The 19,035-nt window shown below is 64.0% G+C and carries 20 protein-coding genes; 9 read left to right on the plus strand and 11 right to left on the minus strand.

Annotation, left to right across the window (positions count from 1 at the left end):
* Positions 1-20: 20 nt before the first annotated feature.
* Positions 21-941 (plus strand): DMT family transporter, encoded by a 921-nt coding sequence (locus BLW56_RS17470; protein WP_093512156.1) that lies wholly within the window; start codon positions 21-23, stop codon positions 939-941.
* Here BLW56_RS17470 and BLW56_RS17475 read toward each other — a convergent pair.
* Complete coding sequence (locus tag BLW56_RS17475; RefSeq protein WP_093512158.1) at positions 938-1,540, minus strand: 2-hydroxychromene-2-carboxylate isomerase; 603 nt, start codon at positions 1,538-1,540, stop codon at positions 938-940. The two genes, BLW56_RS17470 and BLW56_RS17475, sit on opposite strands and share 4 nt — an antisense overlap.
* Positions 1,534-2,265, minus strand: coding sequence for an SDR family oxidoreductase (locus BLW56_RS17480; protein ID WP_093512160.1), 732 nt, complete (start codon positions 2,263-2,265; stop codon positions 1,534-1,536). Before BLW56_RS17480 ends, BLW56_RS17475 begins: the two co-directional genes overlap by 7 nt.
* Positions 2,266-2,329: 64 nt before the next feature.
* Between BLW56_RS17480 and BLW56_RS17485 the strand changes: the two genes are divergently transcribed.
* Positions 2,330-2,821, plus strand: coding sequence for a winged helix-turn-helix transcriptional regulator (locus BLW56_RS17485; RefSeq protein ID WP_093512162.1), 492 nt, complete (start codon positions 2,330-2,332; stop codon positions 2,819-2,821).
* A gap of 2 nt (positions 2,822-2,823) precedes the next feature.
* On the opposite strand, the gene clpS is transcribed toward BLW56_RS17485, so the two are convergent.
* The 3 genes from clpS to BLW56_RS17500 form a co-directional block, all read right to left on the minus strand.
* Positions 2,824-3,186, minus strand: a complete 363-nt coding sequence (gene clpS, locus BLW56_RS17490; protein WP_371262258.1) for an ATP-dependent Clp protease adapter ClpS — start codon at positions 3,184-3,186, stop codon at positions 2,824-2,826.
* A gap of 208 nt (positions 3,187-3,394) precedes the next feature.
* Complete coding sequence (locus BLW56_RS17495; RefSeq protein ID WP_093512165.1) at positions 3,395-4,132, minus strand: phasin family protein; 738 nt, start codon at positions 4,130-4,132, stop codon at positions 3,395-3,397.
* A gap of 122 nt (positions 4,133-4,254) precedes the next feature.
* The gene (locus BLW56_RS17500; RefSeq protein ID WP_093512167.1) at positions 4,255-6,030 is read right to left on the minus strand and encodes a PHA/PHB synthase family protein; all 1,776 of its coding nucleotides are present in this window, start codon (positions 6,028-6,030) and stop codon (positions 4,255-4,257) included.
* A 115-nt stretch (positions 6,031-6,145) separates the two neighbouring features.
* Here BLW56_RS17500 and BLW56_RS17505 point away from each other — a divergent pair, with 115 nt between their 5' ends.
* From BLW56_RS17505 to BLW56_RS17515, 3 genes are all read left to right on the plus strand, one after another.
* Positions 6,146-7,360: an LL-diaminopimelate aminotransferase gene (locus BLW56_RS17505; protein WP_058536696.1), complete on the plus strand. Its 1,215-nt coding sequence runs from the start codon at positions 6,146-6,148 to the stop codon at positions 7,358-7,360.
* The gene (locus BLW56_RS17510) at positions 7,360-7,839 is read left to right on the plus strand and encodes a DUF2721 domain-containing protein (protein ID WP_093512169.1); all 480 of its coding nucleotides are present in this window, start codon (positions 7,360-7,362) and stop codon (positions 7,837-7,839) included. Before BLW56_RS17505 ends, BLW56_RS17510 begins: the two co-directional genes overlap by 1 nt.
* A gap of 190 nt (positions 7,840-8,029) precedes the next feature.
* Positions 8,030-9,316: a spinster family MFS transporter gene (locus tag BLW56_RS17515; RefSeq protein WP_371262259.1), complete on the plus strand. Its 1,287-nt coding sequence runs from the start codon at positions 8,030-8,032 to the stop codon at positions 9,314-9,316.
* Here BLW56_RS17515 and BLW56_RS17520 read toward each other — a convergent pair.
* Positions 9,313-9,903, minus strand: a complete 591-nt coding sequence (locus BLW56_RS17520; RefSeq protein WP_093512171.1) for an NADPH-dependent FMN reductase — start codon at positions 9,901-9,903, stop codon at positions 9,313-9,315. The genes BLW56_RS17515 and BLW56_RS17520 overlap by 4 nt on opposite strands.
* 10 nt (positions 9,904-9,913) lie before the next feature.
* Positions 9,914-10,414 carry a L,D-transpeptidase family protein gene (locus tag BLW56_RS17525; RefSeq protein WP_093512172.1) on the minus strand — a complete coding sequence of 167 codons (501 nt, stop codon included), beginning with the start codon at positions 10,412-10,414 and terminating at the stop codon, positions 9,914-9,916.
* Between the two features lie 88 nt (positions 10,415-10,502).
* On the opposite strand from BLW56_RS17525, the gene BLW56_RS17530 reads away from it, so the two are divergent.
* Positions 10,503-11,396 carry a haloalkane dehalogenase gene (locus BLW56_RS17530; RefSeq protein ID WP_093512587.1) on the plus strand — a complete coding sequence of 298 codons (894 nt, stop codon included), beginning with the start codon at positions 10,503-10,505 and terminating at the stop codon, positions 11,394-11,396.
* Here BLW56_RS17530 and BLW56_RS17535 read toward each other — a convergent pair.
* The gene (locus BLW56_RS17535; protein ID WP_093512174.1) at positions 11,386-12,675 is read right to left on the minus strand and encodes an adenylosuccinate synthase; all 1,290 of its coding nucleotides are present in this window, start codon (positions 12,673-12,675) and stop codon (positions 11,386-11,388) included. The genes BLW56_RS17530 and BLW56_RS17535 overlap by 11 nt on opposite strands.
* A gap of 149 nt (positions 12,676-12,824) precedes the next feature.
* Here BLW56_RS17535 and BLW56_RS17540 point away from each other — a divergent pair, with 149 nt between their 5' ends.
* Both BLW56_RS17540 and BLW56_RS17545 read left to right on the plus strand, forming a co-directional pair.
* On the plus strand, positions 12,825-13,769 hold the full coding sequence (locus BLW56_RS17540) for an alpha/beta hydrolase (RefSeq protein ID WP_093512176.1): 945 nt from the start codon (positions 12,825-12,827) through the stop codon (positions 13,767-13,769).
* Positions 13,770-13,790: 21 nt separating this feature from the next.
* Positions 13,791-14,168, plus strand: coding sequence for a DOPA 4,5-dioxygenase family protein (locus tag BLW56_RS17545; RefSeq protein WP_093512178.1), 378 nt, complete (start codon positions 13,791-13,793; stop codon positions 14,166-14,168).
* Here the strand turns inward: BLW56_RS17545 and BLW56_RS17550 are convergent.
* The 3 genes from BLW56_RS17550 to BLW56_RS17560 all read right to left on the minus strand — a co-directional run bounded on the left by BLW56_RS17550 (position 14,165) and on the right by BLW56_RS17560 (position 18,129).
* Complete coding sequence (locus BLW56_RS17550) at positions 14,165-15,277, minus strand: ATP phosphoribosyltransferase regulatory subunit (RefSeq protein ID WP_093512180.1); 1,113 nt, start codon at positions 15,275-15,277, stop codon at positions 14,165-14,167. The two genes, BLW56_RS17545 and BLW56_RS17550, sit on opposite strands and share 4 nt — an antisense overlap.
* Positions 15,278-15,331: 54 nt before the next feature.
* Positions 15,332-16,918: a phosphoglycerate dehydrogenase gene (serA, locus tag BLW56_RS17555; protein WP_093512182.1), complete on the minus strand. Its 1,587-nt coding sequence runs from the start codon at positions 16,916-16,918 to the stop codon at positions 15,332-15,334.
* A gap of 83 nt (positions 16,919-17,001) precedes the next feature.
* Positions 17,002-18,129 carry a phosphoserine transaminase gene (locus BLW56_RS17560; RefSeq protein WP_093512184.1) on the minus strand — a complete coding sequence of 376 codons (1,128 nt, stop codon included), beginning with the start codon at positions 18,127-18,129 and terminating at the stop codon, positions 17,002-17,004.
* Between the two features lie 170 nt (positions 18,130-18,299).
* On the opposite strand from BLW56_RS17560, the gene BLW56_RS17565 reads away from it, so the two are divergent.
* Positions 18,300-19,001, plus strand: a complete 702-nt coding sequence (locus BLW56_RS17565) for an extensin family protein (protein WP_093512186.1) — start codon at positions 18,300-18,302, stop codon at positions 18,999-19,001.
* Positions 19,002-19,035: the final 34 nt, after the last annotated feature.

Raw genomic sequence — 19,035 nt, forward strand, 5'->3', positions numbered from 1 at the left:
TTGAAACGGAGCGCGGCGGAATGGCGAAGATGGGCGGCCCGGCCGCGGCGCTCTGGTCGCGGGCCTATCCGCTGCTGACGGTGACCGCGCTTTGCTGGGCCGGAAATTCGATCGTCGGGCGCGCGGCGCGCGACCTCGTTCCGCCTGCTGCCCTGTCTTTCTGGCGCTGGTCTCTCGCGCTTTTGCTGCTGCTTCCGCTCGCCTGGCCGCATCTCAAGCGCGACTGGCCGGTGCTGCGCGCGAATTGGGCGATCGTCGCGCTGCTCGGCGCCTTGGCGATCGGTTCGTTCAACATCCTGCTCTACACGGGACTGCAAAGCACCACCGCGCTCAACTCGATGTTGATCCAGTCGGCGCAGCCCGCGTTGATCCTGATCGTCGGCGCGTTGGTGATGGGCGATGGCACGAGCCTGCGCCAGATAGGCGGTGTGCTGATCTCGCTCGCCGGCGTGCTGGCGATCGTCGGACGCGGCGATCCGGGGCTGTTGTGGCGTTTGCAGCTCAATATTGGCGACGCGATCATTGGCGGTGCGGTCCTGCTATGGTCGCTTTATTCGGTGTTGCTTCGGCGCCGGCCCGCCGTGCATCCGCTGAGTTTCCTTGCGGCGTCGATGGTCGTCGGCATCGCGGTGATCATACCCTTTTACCTGCATGAGCTGTGGTCGGGGCGGTTGATCGTACCGACGACGGGCAGCGCGCTGGCGATCGGTTATGTTGCGATCTTTCCGTCGTTCCTTGCCTATCTTTTCTTCAACCGCGGGGTCGAACTGATCGGGTCGGCGGCGACGGGGCAATATATGAATGTGATGCCGCTGATGGGGGCGGGGCTCGCGATGCTGTTCCTCGGCGAGGCGCTGCACCTGTTCCATATCGTCGGATTGGCGCTGATCGTCGTCGGGATATTGGTCGCCGGGCGTCCGCAGCCTGCAGAGCGGACTTAAGCAAGCGCTTCCTCGACTTGCGCCAGCCGGTCCTTGCCGAAGAACATCTCGCCGCCGACGAAGAAGGTCGGAATGCCGAATACGCCGCGCGCGACCGCGGCTTCGGTGTTGGCGACGAGCTTCGCCTTGATGTCGGCCTCCTGCGTGCGTGCGAGTAGCGCGGGGCCGTCGAACCCGTTGGCGGACAGGAAGGTCGCGATTACCTCGGGATCGTTCATCTTCAAGCCTTCTTCCCACATCGCGCGGTTCACCGCGTCGACATAATCGTCGAGCGTGCCTTCGTCGTCGGCGACGATCGCGCCTCGCATGATCGTCAGCGTGTTGACCGGGAAATGCGGGTTGATGCGGAATTTGGCGAGGCCGTATTTTTCAATGAAGCGCCGCATCTCGAGGTTTTCATAAGCGAGCTTCGCGGGCGCCTCGGCATATTGGACCATCGGTGCCTTGTTGCCCGTCGCCTTGAAGATGCCGCCCAAAAGACAGGGCGTGATGACGAGGTCGGCGCCGGTGCGATCGAGCAGTTCGGGTAGCGCCTTCATGCAAAGATAGGCGTTGGGGCTGCCGAAATCGAAGATCAGTTCGAGACTTTCGGTCACCATTTTTCTCCCCAGGGACGGAGGTCGAGTTCGTGCGTCCACGCGCTTTTCGGCTGTTTGTGGAGCATCACATAATTGGCGGCGATGGCGTCGGGGTTGAGGATCAGATCCTGCGCCTTCGCATTATCGAAATCGGGATGGCGGCCCTTGATGAACTCGGTGTCGATCGCGCCGTCGATGATCGTGTGCGCGACATGGATGCCTTGCGGCCCCAGTTCGCGCGCCATCGACTGGGCGAGCATACGGAGTGCGCCCTTGGCGCCCGAGAAGGCGGAAAAGCCCGATCCGCCGCGCAAGGACGCGGTCGCACCGGTGAAGATGATCGTACCGCGTCCGCGCGGGGTCATGCGTTTTGCCGCCTCGCGCCCCATCAGGAAACCGCCGAGGCACGCCATTTCCCAGACCTTGGTGTAAACGCGCAGCGTCGTCTCGGCGATCGGGAAATTGACGTTCGCGCCGATGTTGAACACCGCGACCTCTACCGGGCCGACCTCGGCCTCGACCTGATCGAACAGCGCGATCATCGCCTCTTCTTCGCGGGCGTCGCCGGGGAAGGCGCGCGCCTGATGTCCTTCGTCGCGGATCGATTTTGCCAAAGCTTCAAGCTGGTCGGCATTGCGTTCACGGCGATTTACGCAAGCGGTGAGGCCTTCGACGGCGAAGGCGCGGGCGATGGCGCCGCCGGTGGCGTCTCCGGCTCCGATAATGACGGCTGCGGGATTGGGCATGCGACTCTCCTCTTGCGCCGCATAGTAACTATGGTAATCATAGTGACAAGAGGAAAGGTGAGGCTTGCCCAAACGAACCGATCTGTCGGACACATTCTGCCCAGTAGGCCGGTCGGCCGAGTTGCTCGGCGACCGTGCGGTGCTGCTCATCCTACGCGAACTGCTCTTCGGGCGGCGTCGTTTCGAGTTGATCGCGGCCAACACCGGCCTCGGGCCGCAGCTCGTCTCCGCCCGTCTCAAGATGCTGGTTGCAGAGGGGGTTGCCGAGCGCCGCGCCTATAGCGATCGCCCGCTACGTCACGACTATTGGCTGACCGACAAGGGTAAGGCGCTGTTCGACGTGCTGTACGCGATGCGGAACTGGTCCGAGCGTTGGGCCTATGCGGCGGACGAGACAGGGGATGGGCCCGCGATCCGCTATGTTCACCGGTCATGCGGGACCGACGTCGGGACCGCAAAGATATGCCCGGGCTGCGGAGCCGAACTGGGTTATGGCGATTTGAAGGGCGATCCGTCTCCGGCGCTCAGGGCCGAACAGATCGCGCGCGCGGGCTAGATTCAGGCTTTTTCCAGCGTGCATTGCAGCGGGTGCTGGTTCTGCCGCGCGGCGTCCATCACCTGGTTTACCTTGGTTTCGGCAACCTCATAGCTGAACACGCCGCATACGCCGACGCCCTGCTGGTGAACGTGCAGCATCACCTGCGTCGCCTGTTCGATATCCATGTTGAAGAAACGCTGGAGCACCATCACGACGAATTCCATCGGCGTGTAATCGTCGTTGAGCAGCAGCACCTTGTACATCGAGGGCTTTTTCGCCTTCGCGCGGGTGCGCGTTGCGATGCCGACGCCGGGGGTGCCGGGCGAGCCGTCGTCCTTGTCCGCCATGGCGCGGGGCGGCTGGTTGGTTGCAGCAGGAAACATCATGGCAGGAATATCGCAAGCCGTTGGCGAAGCGCAAGAGGTGCGGTCGCGGATTTTAACCTCTTGTTCGCCAGCCGGCTACCCGTGCGAGAAACGGTGGCCCAAACAAGTACCGCCCGCTTCCCGGAGGAAGCGAGCGGCCTTGGGGTGTCGGCGCCGGCGGGAGAGGAGGGGAAGTGCCCGCGCCAACGAGGGAAAATGAGGTCGCTTAGGCGGCCTTCATCTTCGAAGTGATGACCGAAACGCGGTTCGAGATCGGCGCGAAGCTGTCGTTCGTCAGCTTGACGACGAGTTCGCTGGTCTTCGAGGTCTGCGCAACAGCGGCGTCGAAAGCCTTCTTACTGTTTTCGGCATAGAGCTTGAAGAAGTCGGCCGGCGTCTTGACGGCGGTGTAGCCCTTCAGCGCGGCGGTCGTGTCTTCGAAGCTCTTGCGAGCATAGGTCACGCCTTCCTGGCCGAGCGTTTCGATGCCCTTGGCAGCGATCTTGCCGGCTTCGACGAGTGCTTCGACGTTCGCCCTGTTGAATTCGACGGCTTCTTCAGCAAGCTTGCTGGTCTTGCTCATCGCTTCCTTCGCCTTCGCGTTGAAGTCGGCGGTCAGGGCTTCGGTGCGGGTCTTCGCTTCGTCGGCGAACTTCTTGACGGTGTCGTTCATGGTCTTGAATCCTTTGGTGGCGGCAGCGACCGGCTTCGGTGCGGCCTTGGTCTTGGGGGCAATGGTCTTGGCAGCCGTCTTGGGAGCGGCCTTCTTTGCTGCCGGCTTTGCGGCTTTCTTTTGGACCGGCTTGGCCTTTGCCGTGACGGTCTTGGTCTTTGCGGGGGCCGCGGTCTTTTCGGCTGCCGGAGCAGCAACAACCGGGGCCGCAGGAGTCGTCACCGGCTTGGGTGCGGTTTCCAGCGTCGCGGCTTCGAAAGCCTTTTCGGCACTATCCATCTTGGTAGCCATCGAGACAACTCCTTTATGTTGCACTGCACAATATAGGAGCGGATCGGTGATTTCAAGAGAAATTTGTGCAGTGCACAAAAATAGTCCGACCACCGACCCGATCGGACTATATTCGCGGGATATTACCGCTGTTTGACGTAGCGGCCCGGGGCGTCCTCGATCGCCTTTTTTGCGCCTTTTCCGGGGATGCGTGCGCCCTTTGCGGCGGTCTTTGCGTCATCCTGCTGCGCAAGCCATTCGATCCAGTGCGGCCACCAGCTACCTTTGGTCTCGGTCGCGCCCGCAACAAAATCGTCGAGCGTCGCTGCCTCGCTGTCCCCGGTCCAATATTGATATTTGCCCGCGGCGGGCGGATTGACCACGCCCGCAATATGGCCCGATCCCGCGAGCAGGAAGGTTTTCGGCCCCGACAGATGATCCATCAGCCGCCAGACGCTGGCGAGCGGAGCGATATGATCCTCGCGCCCCGCCTGAATGAAGGCGGGCGTCTCGATCTTCTTGAGGTCGATCGGCGTACCCATCACCGACAGGCTGTTCGGGATGACCATGCGATTGTCGCGATACAGGTCGACCAGATATTGCCGATGCCATTTCGCGGGCAGGTTCGTGGTATCGCCGTTCCAGTAGAGCAGATCGAAGGGCGGGTAGTCGTTGCCGAGCAGATAATTGCTGACGACATAGTTCCAGATCAGGTCGCGCCCGCGCAAGCTGTTGAAGGTCGCCGCCATATAGCGGCCGTCAAGGAATCCCGGCGCCGACAATTGCTGGAGCAGCGCCAGATAGCTGTCGTCGACGAACATCTTGAGGTCGCCGGCATGTTCGAAATCGACCTGCGCGGTGAAAAACGTCACCGACTTGACCTTGTCGGCTTCGCCGCGCGCCGACAGCATTGCGAGCGTTGCGGCGAGCGTGGTGCCGGCGACGCAATAGCCGATCGTATGGACGGCGGGGACATCTAGAAGCTCGCGCACCGTATCGATCGCATCGACCTGCGCCGCGATATAGTCGTCCCAGACGATCTCGCTCATCGACGCGTCGGCCGATTTCCACGACACCATGAATATGCTGAGCCCCTGTTCGACCGCCCAGGCAACGAAGCTTTTCGCCGGGTTAAGGTCGAGGATGTAGAAGCGGTTGATCCATGGCGGGAAGATGATGAGCGGGACGGTGAAGACCTCCTTCGTCGTCGGCGCATAGTGGATGAGCTGGTAAAGGTCGGTTTCGTGGATCACCTTGCCCGGCGTCGTCGCGATATTGCCCCCGACTTCGAACGCATCGGGGTCAACATGGCTGAGTTGCCCGCGCGACAGGTCGGTAAGCATGTGCTTCAACCCCTTGAGCAGACTTTCACCGCGCGTTTCCACTGCGCGTTTGATCACCTCGGGATTGGTGAGCGCGAGGTTGGTCGGCGCCATCGCGTCGGCCATCGCCTTTGCAGCAAATTCCATTTTCGCGCGCGCGGCGGGGTCGGGCCCGTCGATCTGGCGCGTCGTCGCGAGCATCTGTTCGGCGAGGAGTCCATAGGTCTGCCGGATCATCGCGAACACCGGATTGGCGCTCCAGTCGGGATCGGCAAAGCGACGGTCCTTCGTGTCCGCCTCGGGAACAGCCGGAGCCATTGGGTTCAAGCTCGCGAGCGAGGTCCAGAAGGCGACCCCCTGATCCCACATCTTCGACGATTGCTGCGTCCATAGTTGCGTCGCCGGATTGTCGATCCATTTGGCGGGGTCGAACAGCGCGGCCGCGCTCGTATTGCCTTCATTGACCTGGCCCAGAGCATAATCGAGCATCATCTGCTGCGCGCGGCCGATCACGCTTGCCCAATGCTGCATGTCTTCGGGGGATGGCAGGAAGGGATTCGGCGTCTCGATCGTGTCGTCTTTGCCCGTATCGCTCATGCTCGTTCCTGCTGGTCAGTGCGGATTATATGCCTATAACAAGCCGCGATGCGGCTGGCGAGGCTGCCGCTCGCGTCAACCCACAAGTAACGCAAAGGAGTTGTTCTAGTTTCCCATGTCCGAAGATGAATTCTATCGCATCAAGCGCCTGCCGCCCTATGTCATCGCTGAAGTCAATGCGATGCGTGCGGCCGCCCGCGCCGCGGGAGAGGACATCATCGACCTGGGGATGGGCAATCCCGACCTGCCGCCGCCGGCGCATGTGATCGAGAAGCTTTGCGAAGTGGCGATGAAGCCCGACGCGCACGGCTATTCGCAGTCGAAGGGTATTCCGGGCCTCCGCCGCGCGCAGGCGAATTATTACGGTCGCCGCTTCAACGTCGACCTCGACCCCGAGACCGAAGTCGTTGTGACGATGGGATCGAAGGAGGGGCTCGCGAGCCTCGCGACCGCGATCACCGGCCCCGGCGACGTCGTACTCGCACCGAACCCCAGCTATCCGATCCACACCTTCGGCTTCATCATCGCCGGTGCGACGATCCGCAGCGTGCCGACCACGCCCGACGAGAATTACTGGCGCGCGCTCGACCGCGCGATGGCGTTCACAGTGCCGCGCCCGTCGATCCTCGTCGTCAACTATCCGTCGAACCCGACCGCCGAAGCCGTCGATCTCGCTTTCTATGAGCGCCTCGTCGCCTGGGCTAAGGAGAACAAGGTCTGGGTTCTTTCGGACCTTGCCTATTCGGAGCTTTATTACGACGGCAATCCGACCCCTTCGATCCTGCAGGTGCCGGGCGCGAAGGATGTCGCGATCGAATTCACCTCGATGTCGAAAACCTATTCGATGGCGGGATGGCGCATGGGCTTTGCTGTCGGCAATAAGCGCCTGATCGCGGCGATGACGCGCGTGAAGTCCTATCTCGACTATGGCGCCTTCACGCCGATCCAAGCCGCCGCCTGCGCCGCACTCAACGGCCCGCAGGATATCGTGCAAAAGAACCGCGACCTGTACCAGAAGCGCCGCGACGTGATGGTCGAGAGCTTTGGCCGTGCGGGCTGGGACATTCCGAGCCCGAAGGCGTCGATGTTCGCCTGGGCGCCGCTGCCGCCCGCGCTCAAGGAGATGGGCAGCCTCGAATTTTCGAAGCAATTGCTCACCCATGCCAAGGTCGCGGTCGCGCCGGGTGTCGGCTATGGCGAGGACGGCGAAGGCTATGTCCGCATCGCGATGGTCGAGAATGAACAGCGCATCCGGCAGGCGGCGCGCAACGTCCGCAAATTCCTGGCGATGCATGGCGTGAACACGCCGTCGGTTGCGGCCGGGGGATGATGGATCTCGACGCCGGCGCGATTGCGCAGACGATTCAGCTGTCGGTCACGCCGGTGTTCCTGCTCGTCGCGACGGGCAGCCTGCTCAACGTCATTGCCGGGCGGCTGGCGCGCGTCGTCGACCGCTCGCGCAATTTGATAGAGCGCTGGGCCGAAACCGAGGGGCTGGAGCATGAGCGCATCGTAGCCGAACTGCGCATCGCCGACCGCCGGATGGGGATCATCAACAATTCGATCCTTTCCGCCGTGGCGTGCGGGATCGTCGTCTGCGTGCTCGTCGCGCTGTTGTTCACGCAGGCCTTTACCGGCATCAACCTTGGCGTTGCGGCGTCATGGGCCTTTGCGGTCGCGATGCTGCTTCTGCTGATCTCGCTAATTCTTTTTCTCGTCGAGGTTCGGCTGGCGGTGCGTGCGATCCATGTTCCGATGGAATTGCTCGAGCTTGAAGAGGGCTGGAAGAAGCGGCGCGACCGGCGCTGATACGCACGGGACGCCGTATCGCCGCTGCGGGGAGCGATCGCGAGCAACAATTTTTTACAAGCTCTGCGTGCTGCCAAGCCGTAGCGGCAATTGCAAATGGGCATTTCCGTTTCGGCGCAATGGCGTTGACACGGATGCCGCGCGTCTGCTCCCATCGTCACGGGAGAAAATGATGAGCCAGAATGACGCGATGGCGGCAGCCGTAACGGCGCCGGCAAGTGATACGGCGACACCGGTCCGGCGGATGCTGTGGGTGCTGCTCGCGGTCTATATCCTGAACTTTCTCGATCGCCAGATCGTCAACATTCTCGCCGAGCCGATCGCGCGCGACCTGTCGCTTTCGGACGCCGACATCGGGCTCCTCACGGGATTGGCCTTTGCGCTCTTCTATACCTTCCTCGGCATTCCGATCGCGCGTTACGCCGACAAGCCGACGACCAACCGCATCGGATTGATCTCGGTCTCGCTCGCAGTGTGGTCGGGGATGACTGTGCTTTGCGGCATGGCGCAGAATTTCACGCAACTGCTGCTCGCGCGCATCGGCGTCGGGGTTGGGGAGGCGGGATGCACGCCTGCGGCGCATTCGTTGATCACCGATCGCGTCGAACCGGCAAAGCGCGCTTCTGCGATCGCCTTTTACGGTCTTGGTATTCCGATCGGCAGCCTGCTGGGGCTGATCGTCGGCGGTCTGGTCGCCGACCAGTGGGGCTGGCGTGTCGCCTTCATGGTCGTCGGAGTTCCCGGCATCTTGCTCGCGCTCGTCCTGCCGATGATGATCAAGGAAGTGCGCCACAAGGCGCCCGCCGATACCGCCGCGCCTGCGGCCGAGTTCAACGTCTTCGGCGCGCTTCGCGAAGTTTTTGGCACGCGCGCCTTCCTCTACATCGCGATCGCATCGTCGTTCACCGCCTTCCTGGGGTATGGCAAGGGTGTATGGGCGCTGATTCTTTTCCAGCGCTCGCACGGTCTCAGTCCCGGCGAGACGGGCCTGCTGCTGGGTGTCGCATTAGGCATCGCCGGGATATTGGGAACCTGGCTGGGCGGATATCTCGCCGACCGCTTCGGCAAGGTCGATCGGCGGCATATGCTGACGACGCCTGCGGTCGGCATGGCGATCGCCGCGCCGATCCTGTTCGTCGGATATTGGGTCGACGAATGGCATGTCGCGATCGCGCTGCTGTTCATTCCGACCCTGCTCAACGCCGCCTATTACGGACCGACCTTCGCCTGCGTCCACGGACTCGTCCGTCCGCAGGCACGCGCGATGGCGAGCGCGGTGATGCTGTTCCTGCAGAATCTGATTGGCCTCGGCCTCGGTCCGCTGCTCTTCGGCATCGCGTCGGAGATGCTCAAACCCTCGGTCGGGGTCGAGAGCGTGCGCTACGTCCTTTATGGCGCTGCGTGGCTTGGCCTGATCCCGGCCTTCTTCTTCTGGCGTGCGAGCCTGCGCCTCAACGCCGAACTCAAGTCGGGTTAGTAAGGCGGGTCGACCTTCGCGCGCTGCGTCTTGGCGGCGTCGATCCACCAATTGAGGTCGTCGGCGAACCGCGGGAAGAGCCGTTCGAGCTGTTTGCCCTCGTCGCCCATGGGCTGACCGTCGGCGTCGAAGGTCTTGCCGATGCGCGCGACGGGCAGGATCGACGAGATCACCGCCATCCCCATCTCGCCCAATATGTCGCGCCAGCCCATCATCGCGCGCACCCCGGCGAACGAGCCGGCCGAGTAACAGGCGATCGCCGCAGGGCGCCAGAACCATTCCTCCAGATAATGATCGGTGAGGTTCTTGAGCCCCGGTTGCGGTCCCCAATTATATTCACCGGTGACGAACAGGAACCCGTCGGCGGCGCGGATCTTGCCCGCAAGTTCCTCCATCGCGGCGGGGGCCTCGCCCTTTGGATATTCCTTGTACATGCGGTCGAGCATCGGGAGGTCGACCGCTTTTGCGTCGATCAATTCGGCGCTGTCTCCGCGCGCGACGATCGCATCGACAAGCCAGTTCGCGAGTTTCAGGCCCTGCCGGTCGCGGCGGTAGCTGCCGTAGAAGACGAGGATATGGCGCGACATGGCGGGTTCCTTAAGGCCGGATGGTGATCGGGATGCCGTCGGGCACGATATCCCATAGCTGCTTTATATCGGCGTTCGACAGCGCGATACAGCCGTCGGTCCAGTCGCGTGCGATCGGCGGGCCGGGCCAGGCATTGGGCTGGCCGTGGATGAAGATATCGCCGCCCGGCGAGCGGCCCTTCGCCTTCGCAAAAGCGCGGTCGGCGGCGCCCGGATAGGATATGCGCAGCGACAGATGATAGGCGCTCTTCGGGTTGCGGCCGTTGATCGTGTAGCGCCCCTCGGGCGTGCGCTCGTCGCCCTCGAACTGCTTGTGCCCCGTCGGTGCGTCGCCGAAACGGATATTCGTATAGCGGACGATCTCGCGGTTTCCGGTATAGGCGATCAGGACGCGATCGCTTTTGTCGACGAGCAGGCGGTCGGCCCTGGTGCCGGCGGGCAGCGATGGCTGCGAACTGGCGGCGCTGCAGGCCGCGAGCGGCAGGCAGATGAAGATGGCGGTCGGGCGCATAGCGCGACACTAAGGCTTTGCGGGGCCGCGGCAAGTGGTTGCCAGTGCTGCGCTGCCGGCTAAGGTGGGAGCGGGGGGGATCGACAACATGACCATATACCGCACACCGGATGCGCGCTTCGATGCGCTGCCCGACTGGCCCTATGCGCCGAAATATCTGGAGATCGAGGGCGGGCTTCGCATCCATTATGTGGACGAAGGCGAAGCGGAGGCACAGCCGGTGCTGATGCTGCACGGCGAGCCGACCTGGTCCTATCTTTATCGCCATATGATCGGCCCGGCGGTGAATTCGGGCTTTCGTGTCGTCGCGCCCGACCTGATCGGCTTCGGCCGCTCGGACAAGCCGCTCGATCGGGGCGCTTATAGCTATGCGGCGCAGGTCGCGTGGATGCGTCAGTGGATCGAGGCGCTCGACCTCAAAAACATGATCCTTGCGTGTCAGGATTGGGGTTCGCTGATCGGCCTTCGGCTTGTCGCCGAAATGTCCGAGCGTTTCGCCGGCGTCGCGCTGTCGAACGGAGGCCTTCCCGAAGGCCAGCCGGCGCCGCGCGCCTTTGCGATCTGGCGCGCTTTCTCAAGATACAGTCCGGTCTTCCCGATCGGCAAGATCGTCAAGGCAGGCGCCAAGCGCGAACTGAGCGCCGCCGAAATCGCCGCCTATGACGCGCCATTCCCGACACGCGCGTCGAAGGTGGCGGCGCGCATCTATCCGTCGTTCGTCCCGCTCGGCGACAATGTCGCGGTGCCCGACCAGAAGCGCGCATGGGCGGCGCTCGAGGCGTTCGACAAGCCGTTCCTCTGTTGTTTTTCGGATGGCGATCCGATCACGCGCGGCGGCGATGCGCTGTTCACCGGACGTGTGCCCGGCGCAAAGGGCGTGGCCCACCGCACGCTGAGGGGCGGCCACTTCATTCAGGAGGATGATCCGGCGGGCTTCGTCGCGGCAATCCGCGACGTTGCTGCCGCCGGCGTCAGTCGCTGAATGGGTCGCGGATCAGGATCGTATCCTCGCGTTCGGGGCTGGTCGACACGAGCGCGATCGGGGTTTCGATCAGTTCCTGCACGCGCTGGATATATTTGATCGCCTGCGCGGGAAGGTCGGCATAGCTGCGCGCGCCCGCGGTCGATTCGTGCCAGCCGTCCATTTCCTCGTAGATCGGCTCGACTTCGGCCTGATCGGCGGCGTGCGCCGGGAAATAGTCGAGAATCTTTCCGCGGAGGCGATAGCCGGTGCAGATGCGGATCGTGTCGAAGCCGTCGAGAACGTCGAGCTTGGTCAGTGCGATACCGGTGACACCCGACACCGCGCAGCTCTGGCGTACAAGCACCGCATCGAACCAGCCGCAGCGGCGCTTGCGCCCGGTGACGGTGCCGAATTCATGGCCGCGCTCGCCGAGCCGCTGGCCGATCTCGTCCTCCAACTCGGTCGGGAAGGGGCCGCTGCCGACGCGCGTCGTATAGGCCTTGGCGATGCCGAGGACGAAGCCGACCGCCGAGGGGCCGAGGCCCGAACCGCTGGCGGCGGTGCCGCTGACGGTGTTCGAGCTGGTGACAAAGGGATAGGTGCCATGGTCGACGTCGAGCAATACGCCCTGCGCGCCTTCGAACAGGATGCGAGCGCCGGCCTTGCGGACCTTCTTGAGGCGCTTCCAGACGGGCTGCGCATATTCGAGGACGAAATCGGCAATTTCGGAGAGATCGGCGATCAGGCGCTCGCGATCGATCGGCGGTTCGCCGAAGCCGGCGCGCAGCGCGTCGTGGTGCGCGGTCAGGCGATCGAGCTGCGGACCCAGCTTGTCGAGGTGCGCGAGGTCGCAAACGCGAATCGCGCGGCGGCCGACCTTGTCCTCATAGGCGGGGCCGATGCCGCGACCGGTGGTGCCGATCTTGCCTGCGCCAGCGGCGGTTTCGCGCAGCGCGTCGAGATCGCGGTGAAAGGGAAGGATCAGCGCGCAATTGTCGGCGATCGCGAAATTGTCGGCGTTGATCTCGACGCCCTGGCCGCGCAGCTTCGCCATCTCGTCGCGCAGCGCCCACGGGTCGAGCACGACGCCGTTGCCGATGATCGACAGCGTGCCGGTGACGATACCGGAAGGGAGCAGCGACAGCTTATACACCTGCTCGCCGACGACGAGCGTATGACCGGCATTATGACCGCCCTGGAACCGGACGACGGCGTCGGCGCGGCTGGCGAGCCAGTCGACGATCTTGCCCTTGCCCTCGTCGCCCCATTGCGACCCGATGACGGTAACATTTGCCATGATGCTGTCCTGCTGAACTGGGCCACAAAACGACCAGCGCCGGCCCGGCGCGGCCTTAGCGGATTTGGGCGCAGAGGCAAGGGATGCTGGCAAGTTTTTGCGACAAATCCGCGCCAGAACCCCGATCGCCGGGATAGTGGAGATCGACGATGAACGAGCGAAACTGGGTTGGATATGCGGGCGTTTTCGCCTTTGCGGTTGCGAGTGTCGCCGTTCCTGGTCCCTTTGCAGACGCGCGCGAGACGATGCGCGAGCGAATTCGCGAGCGGCTGGCGGAGCGAATGGGCGCCGAGGAGGGGCCCAAGCTGACGGGGAGTGAAACCATCGCCTATGGCGAAGATGCGCTGCAAAGTCTCGATCTATGGCGTGCGAAGGACGTGAAGGCTGCGGCGCCGCTGGTTGTTTTCGTGCACGGCGGCGGATGGAAGCGCGGTAGCAAGGAAAATGCGACGGGTCGGTTCAAAGCCATGCATTATCCCGCTGCGGGTTATGCCTTCGCCTCGATCGACTATCGGCTCGTTCCCGCCGTGACCGTCGAACAGCAGGCGGCGGACGTCGCTTCGGCGGTCCGGGCGATAATCGATCGCGCGTATGCGCTCGGTATCGATCGGCGCCGGATCGTGCTGATGGGGCACAGCGCGGGCGCCCATCTTGTGGCGCTGGTCGGAACCGACGAGCGTTACCTGAAGGGCGCCGGACTGTCGTTTGCCGACATCGCCGGCGTCATCCCGATCGATGGCGCCGCCTATGATGTACCCGCGCAGACGAAGGATGGGCCCTCCATCATGCAGGCGACATACACGCAGGCTTTCGGCACCGATATCGCGCGGCAAAAGGCGCTCTCTCCAACGCTGCAGGCGGTCGCACCCAATGCGCCGCAATTCCTGCTCCTGTATGTCCAGCGGCCCGACGGGGTGCGGCAGGCGAAGGTACTGGGCGCCGCGCTGGAGGCAGGCGGCAGCCACGTCGAGCATGGAAGCTTTCCGGGCGACGGGTTGCAAGGGCATGCCGAAATCAACCGGCGGCTGGGCGATCCGTCCTATGCGCCGACGGTGGCGGTCGATGCGTGGTTGAAGAAGCTGTTCGCGCGTTGATCGCCGCGATAGGATCGGGACATGACAAGCGCCGACGCACCCTATCACGCCCATATCTATTATGATCCTGCGGAGCGGTCCGCCGCGGTCGCGTTGCGCGATGCGTTTTGCAAGGATGCGGCGATCCTTTTCGTCGGTTCGTTGACCGACCGGGCGGCTGGGCCGCATCCGATCGCGCAATATGAGGTGCATTTTCTCGCCAGCCATCGGCCTGCGGTCATCGCGACAATCGAGCCGACCGGGCTGCGCGCGCTCGTCCATCCATTGACCGACGATGACCTCGCCGATCACACCACTTTGGGACACTGGATCGGCGAACCGGTCGCGCTCGATGTAACCGTGCTCGATCCGCCCGGCATCAATCAGGGCATTCCGCGTTTCGGGGTATCGGATTTTTAGGCTTCGACCGGCCCGTCGGCGCTGAGGATGAAGCCGCAGCCCAGCGCCCCTGCATCGTCGCTTTCGGACAGCGCAGCGACCGTCTGCCAATCGTCGGCGCGCAGGCTCGCCGCGAGCGCCGCGTCGTGGCCGAGCGGCAGGAAAATACGGCGCTCGGCATCATTTTCGGCGCCGAGGCCGGCGTCAATCAGCGGATCGGGATAGAGCGAGAAACCGACGGCCGCTTCTTCCTGTTCGCCGACCGGGATCGAATAACCGCCGCCGCGGCCGACCGCGTCGCCCTGTCCCGGCACGAAGATCTGGAAGCCGAACCAGCTTTGATAGGCGAAGCCGTGGCGTTCGGTCGGGTCGAGCGTCAGCGTGACGCGGTCGCGGATCGGTGCGGCGATCGCTTCGAGCGCGTCGATGCGTGCGGTGAGGACGCCGGCCGCGTCGAATGCGCGCAGATCGGCAATCGCCTGATCGAACGGGCCCGTCGCGCGGAGCAAAGGCAGATAGGCTTCAGCGCCAATCCGCGTGAGAGCGCCCGCATCTTTGGCGTCGAGTTCGTCGCGCAGTTGCTGGATGTCGGTATCGACGGGCAGCGGTCCGTTCGCGAGCAGGTCGACGACGTCGGGCAGGGTGAAATCGATTGTGACGGGGCCAATGCCCGCGGCCTCGAGCGCGTCGATCGCGACCGTGACGATCTCACGCGCTGCGGCGACGCTGTCGCTGCCGATCAGTTCGGCGCCGACCTGCAGCATTTCGCGCGCCGGGCGAAGCTGGCTGGCGCGCAGTTTGACGACCTGCCCGGCGTAGCAGAGGCGGAGCGGACGCGGTGCCTTGGCGAGCAGCGAGGTTGCGATGCGGCCGACCTGCCGCGTGATGTCGGGGCGCAGCGCCAGCGTGCGCTGCGACACGGGATCGGTGAAGCGCAGCAGGTCGCGTGTCGAGCGCTCGTCCTCTCCGCCGAGGGTCTCGCGAAACTCGGCGAGCGGTGGCGACACGCGGCCATAGCCATGCGAACGCATCGCATCGACGAGCGCGCGGGTGACGCGCGACGCGGCCTCCGCCTGTTGCGGAAGGCGATCGCGCAGCCCTTCGGGCAGCAGGGCAGGGGCCTTGGTCATCGATTGCGGCCTTAGAAGGGTGGCGGGAGCGTTTCAACCGCTCCCGCCCGATAGTCAGAACTTCAGACCCTTTACGGTCTTCACGCCGGGAAGCTGGCAGAGCTGCCACAGCAACGGCTCGGGCATCGGCGAGTCGAGGCTGAGCAGCAGCACGGCTTCGCCGCCCGCGGCGCGGCGGCCGAGGTGGAAGGTGCCGATGTTGAGTCCCGCTTCGCCAAGCGCGGTACCGATGCGGCCGATGAAGCCCGGCGCATCTTCGTTGACGATGTAGAGCATATGGCCGTCGAGGTCGGCCTCGACCTTGATCCCGAACATCTCGACGAGGCGCGGGTCGCCGTTGCTGAACAGCGTGCCTGCGACCGAGCGGTCGCCGTCGCTGGTCGCCACGGTGACGCGGACGAGGGTGTGATAGTCGCCATCGCGGTCGTGGCGGACCTCACGTACGTCGAGGCCGCGTTCGCGGGCGAGGTGCGGGGCGTTGACCATGTTCACGCTGTCCGAATAACGGCGCATCAGGCCTGTGAGCACCGCGGCGGTGATTGGCTTGAGGTTGAGCTCGGCGGCTGCGCCTTCGACCTCGACCGAGATCGTCGTGAGGTTGTCGTGCGCGAGCTGGCCGACGAGGCTACCGAGCTTTTCGGCAAGGCTCATATAGGGGCGCAGTTTCGGCGCTTCCTCGGCCGACAGGCTGGGCACGTTGAGCGCGTTGGTGATGCCGCCGGTGAGCAGATAGTCCGACAGTTGCTCGGCTACCTGGATCGCGACATTGACCTGCGCTTCGTCGGTCGACGCGCCGAGGTGCGGCGTGCAGATGAAGTTCGGCGCGCTGAACAGCGGATGATCGGCTGCCGGCGGTTCGGTCTGGAACACGTCGAGTGCCGCGCCCGCGACATGGCCGCTTTCGAGTGCGTCCTTCAGCGCGGCTTCGTCGATCAGCCCGCCGCGCGCGCAGTTGATGATGCGCACGCCCTTCTTCGCCTTGGCGATATTCTCGGCCGACAGGATATTGCGCGTCTGGTCGGTCAGCGGGGTGTGCAGCGTGATGAAATCGGCCTTGGCGAGCAAGGTTTCGAGGTCGGCCTTTTCGACGCCGAGCTCGATCGCGCGCTCGGGGGTCAGGAAGGGGTCGAAGGCGACGACCTTCATGCGGAGGCCCAGCGCGCGCTCGGCGACGATGCTGCCGATATTGCCGCAACCGATCAGGCCGAGCGTCTTCGAGGTCAGTTCGACACCCATGAAGTCGTTCTTCGGCCATTTGCCCGCCTGCGTCCCCGCATTGGCTTCGGGAATCTGGCGTGCGAGCGCGAACATCATCGCGATCGCATGTTCGGCGGTGGTGATGCTGTTACCGAAGGGCGTGTTCATCACGATGACGCCCTTTTTCGACGCTTCCGGAATGTCGACATTGTCGACACCGATCCCGGCGCGGCCGACGACCTTCAGGTTCGTCGCGGCGGCGAGCACGTCGGCGGTAACCTTGGTGGCCGAACGGATCGCGAGGCCGTCATAGTCGCCGATCATCGCGATCAGCTCGTCCTTGGTCTTGCCGGTGATGACGTCGACGTCGATGCCGCGTTCCTTGAAGATCGCGGCGGCTTTGGGGTCCATCTTGTCGCTGATGAGGACTTTGGGTGCGGTCATTTTATTTCTCCGTATCCCGGCAAAGGCCGGGATCTGTGGCGGAATGGGGAAATGGGCCCCGGCCGGGCCGGGGTACACAAAGGTCAGGCCGAAAGGCTCGCGTAGGCCCAGTCGAGCCACGGCCCGAGCGCTTCGACATCGGCGGTGTCGACGGTCGCGCCGCACCAGATGCGCAGGCCCGGAGGCGCGTCGCGATAGCCCGCGATGTCATATGCCGCGCCTTCGGCTTCGAGCAGGCCCGCGAACTTCTTGATGAAGCCCTCGTCGGCGCCCGCGACCGACAGGCAGACCGAGGTCTTCGAGCGGCTGGCGGGGTCGGCGGCGAGGTGGCTCAGCCACTCGCGGTCAGCAACGATCTTGTCGAGCGCCGCCGCGTTCGCGTCGCTGCGCGCTTTCAAGCCGTCGAGGCCGCCGAGCGACTTCGCCCATTCGAGCGCGAAGATCGCGTCCTCGACCGCGAGCATCGACGGGGTATTGATCGTCTCGCCCTTGAACACGCCCTCGGCGAGCGCGCCCTTCGAGACGAGGCGGAACACCTTCGGCAGCGGCCAGGCGGGAGTGTAATTCTCGAGCCGTTCGACCGCGCGGGGGCCGAGGATCAGCACGCCATGACCGCCTTCGCCGCCGAGCACTTTCTGCCAGCTGAAGGTCGCGACGTCGATCTTGTCCCACGGCAGATCATAGGCGAACACCGCGCTGGTCGCGTCGGCGAAGCTCAGGCCTTCGCGGTCGGCGGCGATCCAGTCGCCGTTCGGAACGCGGACGCCGCTGGTGGTGCCGTTCCAGGTGAAGAGGACGTCGTTCGACCAGTCGACCTGATTGAGGTCGGGAAGCTGGCCGTAGTCGGCACGGATGACGGTGGGATCGAGCTTGAGCTGCTTTGCGGCGTCGGTGACCCAACCTTCACCGAAGCTCTCCCAAGCGAGCGTCGTGACGGGTTTGGCGCCGAGCATCGTCCACATCGCCATTTCAAAGGCGCCGGTGTCGGAGCCCGGAACAATGCCGATGCGGTGCGTGTCGGGAAGCTGCAGCATCTCGCGCATCAGGTCGATGCAATAGGCGAGGCGCGTCTTGCCGATCTTCGCACGATGCGAGCGGCCGAGCGATTCGGTGGCTAGTTTTTCGGGGGACCAGACCGGCGGCTTGGCGCAGGGTCCGGAAGAAAAATAGGGGCGCGCAGGGCGCAATTCAGGCGTCGTCACTTCAGTCATTTAGTCTCTCCTTGCAGAGAGCTCGCGCGGCGTTGGGACCGCGTGGCCCGGCGCCGCGTTTAGGGCGGGCCGCGCAACTGTCAAACAAATTGCACGGACCGCGCGAAATTTTCGACGAGTGGAGGAAAAGGTATACAGCTTGTTAACCATTTTGTCGGTAATTTGACGGCATGCCGATCCCGACGTTCCTGAAACCCCGGATCCTGATCGCCGCCAGCGCGGCGCTGGCGCTGTCCGCCTGTTTCGGCGCGCCCGAGGTCATGAAGAGTGGCGGGGGCAAGCAGTCGACAACGAGCAAACCGAGCCGTCCGCAGATCGTCGGCACACCTTCCTTCACCAGCGCCGAAGCACAGCAGTGCGCGTTCGATCTCAAACAGGCCGGCGTGCGTTTTACGCCGCTACCGAATCAGGATCATGGCGGCGGCTGTACCTCGATCGATTCGGTGAAGCTGCTCGACATCGGCACGCCGGTGTCGGGGCTCGGCGCGATGACCTGTCCACTCGCGAAGAATTTTGCGGCGTGGGCGCAATATGCGGTGAAGCCCGCGGCGCGGCAATATTTCGGGCAGGACGTCGTAAAGATCGAGACCTTCGGTACTTATAGCTGTCGCAATATTTATGGCGGGCGATCAGGGCGGATGTCGCAGCACGCCTTTTCGAATGCGATCGACGTGTCGGGCTTCGTGCTCGCTGACGGGCGCCGCATCATGCTCGACGGCGGGTGGAAGGGCGACAAGCCGTCGCAGGATTTCCTGCGTGCGCTCCACAAGTCGGGCTGTCGCCGCTTCGGCACCGTGCTCGGTCCCGATTACAATGCGGCGCATTATAACCATTTCCATTTCGACATGAGCGGTAACGGCTACTGCCGCTGAACGCGCCTCCGTCTTGGCAAAGTCCCGTTAAGCG

Origin of the sequence: Sphingopyxis sp. YR583, from assembly GCF_900108295.1 — a bacterium.
GTDB lineage: Bacteria > Pseudomonadota > Alphaproteobacteria > Sphingomonadales > Sphingomonadaceae > Sphingopyxis.

Bases quoted from the DNA above. Each gene is read 5' to 3' on its own strand.
- BLW56_RS17520 (WP_093512171.1), bottom strand. From the start codon at position 9,903: ATGTCGCGCCATATCCTCGTCTTCTACGGCAGCTACCGCCGCGACCGG.
- BLW56_RS17560 (WP_093512184.1), bottom strand. From the start codon at position 18,129: ATGACTGAAGTGACGACGCCTGAATTGCGCCCTGCGCGCCCCTATTTT.
- clpS (WP_371262258.1), bottom strand. From the start codon at position 3,186: ATGTTTCCTGCTGCAACCAACCAGCCGCCCCGCGCCATGGCGGACAAG.
- BLW56_RS17550 (WP_093512180.1), bottom strand. From the start codon at position 15,277: ATGACCAAGGCCCCTGCCCTGCTGCCCGAAGGGCTGCGCGATCGCCTT.
- BLW56_RS17530 (WP_093512587.1), top strand. From the start codon at position 10,503: ATGACCATATACCGCACACCGGATGCGCGCTTCGATGCGCTGCCCGAC.
- BLW56_RS17480 (WP_093512160.1), bottom strand. From the start codon at position 2,265: ATGCCCAATCCCGCAGCCGTCATTATCGGAGCCGGAGACGCCACCGGC.
- BLW56_RS17495 (WP_093512165.1), bottom strand. From the start codon at position 4,132: ATGGCTACCAAGATGGATAGTGCCGAAAAGGCTTTCGAAGCCGCGACG.
- BLW56_RS17565 (WP_093512186.1), top strand. From the start codon at position 18,300: ATGCCGATCCCGACGTTCCTGAAACCCCGGATCCTGATCGCCGCCAGC.
- serA (WP_093512182.1), bottom strand. From the start codon at position 16,918: ATGACCGCACCCAAAGTCCTCATCAGCGACAAGATGGACCCCAAAGCC.
- BLW56_RS17510 (WP_093512169.1), top strand. From the start codon at position 7,360: ATGGATCTCGACGCCGGCGCGATTGCGCAGACGATTCAGCTGTCGGTC.
- BLW56_RS17535 (WP_093512174.1), bottom strand. From the start codon at position 12,675: ATGGCAAATGTTACCGTCATCGGGTCGCAATGGGGCGACGAGGGCAAG.
- BLW56_RS17475 (WP_093512158.1), bottom strand. From the start codon at position 1,540: ATGGTGACCGAAAGTCTCGAACTGATCTTCGATTTCGGCAGCCCCAAC.
- BLW56_RS17500 (WP_093512167.1), bottom strand. From the start codon at position 6,030: ATGAGCGATACGGGCAAAGACGACACGATCGAGACGCCGAATCCCTTC.
- BLW56_RS17470 (WP_093512156.1), top strand. From the start codon at position 21: ATGGCGAAGATGGGCGGCCCGGCCGCGGCGCTCTGGTCGCGGGCCTAT.
- BLW56_RS17545 (WP_093512178.1), top strand. From the start codon at position 13,791: ATGACAAGCGCCGACGCACCCTATCACGCCCATATCTATTATGATCCT.
- BLW56_RS17525 (WP_093512172.1), bottom strand. From the start codon at position 10,414: ATGCGCCCGACCGCCATCTTCATCTGCCTGCCGCTCGCGGCCTGCAGC.
- BLW56_RS17505 (WP_058536696.1), top strand. From the start codon at position 6,146: ATGTCCGAAGATGAATTCTATCGCATCAAGCGCCTGCCGCCCTATGTC.
- BLW56_RS17515 (WP_371262259.1), top strand. From the start codon at position 8,030: ATGGCGGCAGCCGTAACGGCGCCGGCAAGTGATACGGCGACACCGGTC.
- BLW56_RS17540 (WP_093512176.1), top strand. From the start codon at position 12,825: ATGAACGAGCGAAACTGGGTTGGATATGCGGGCGTTTTCGCCTTTGCG.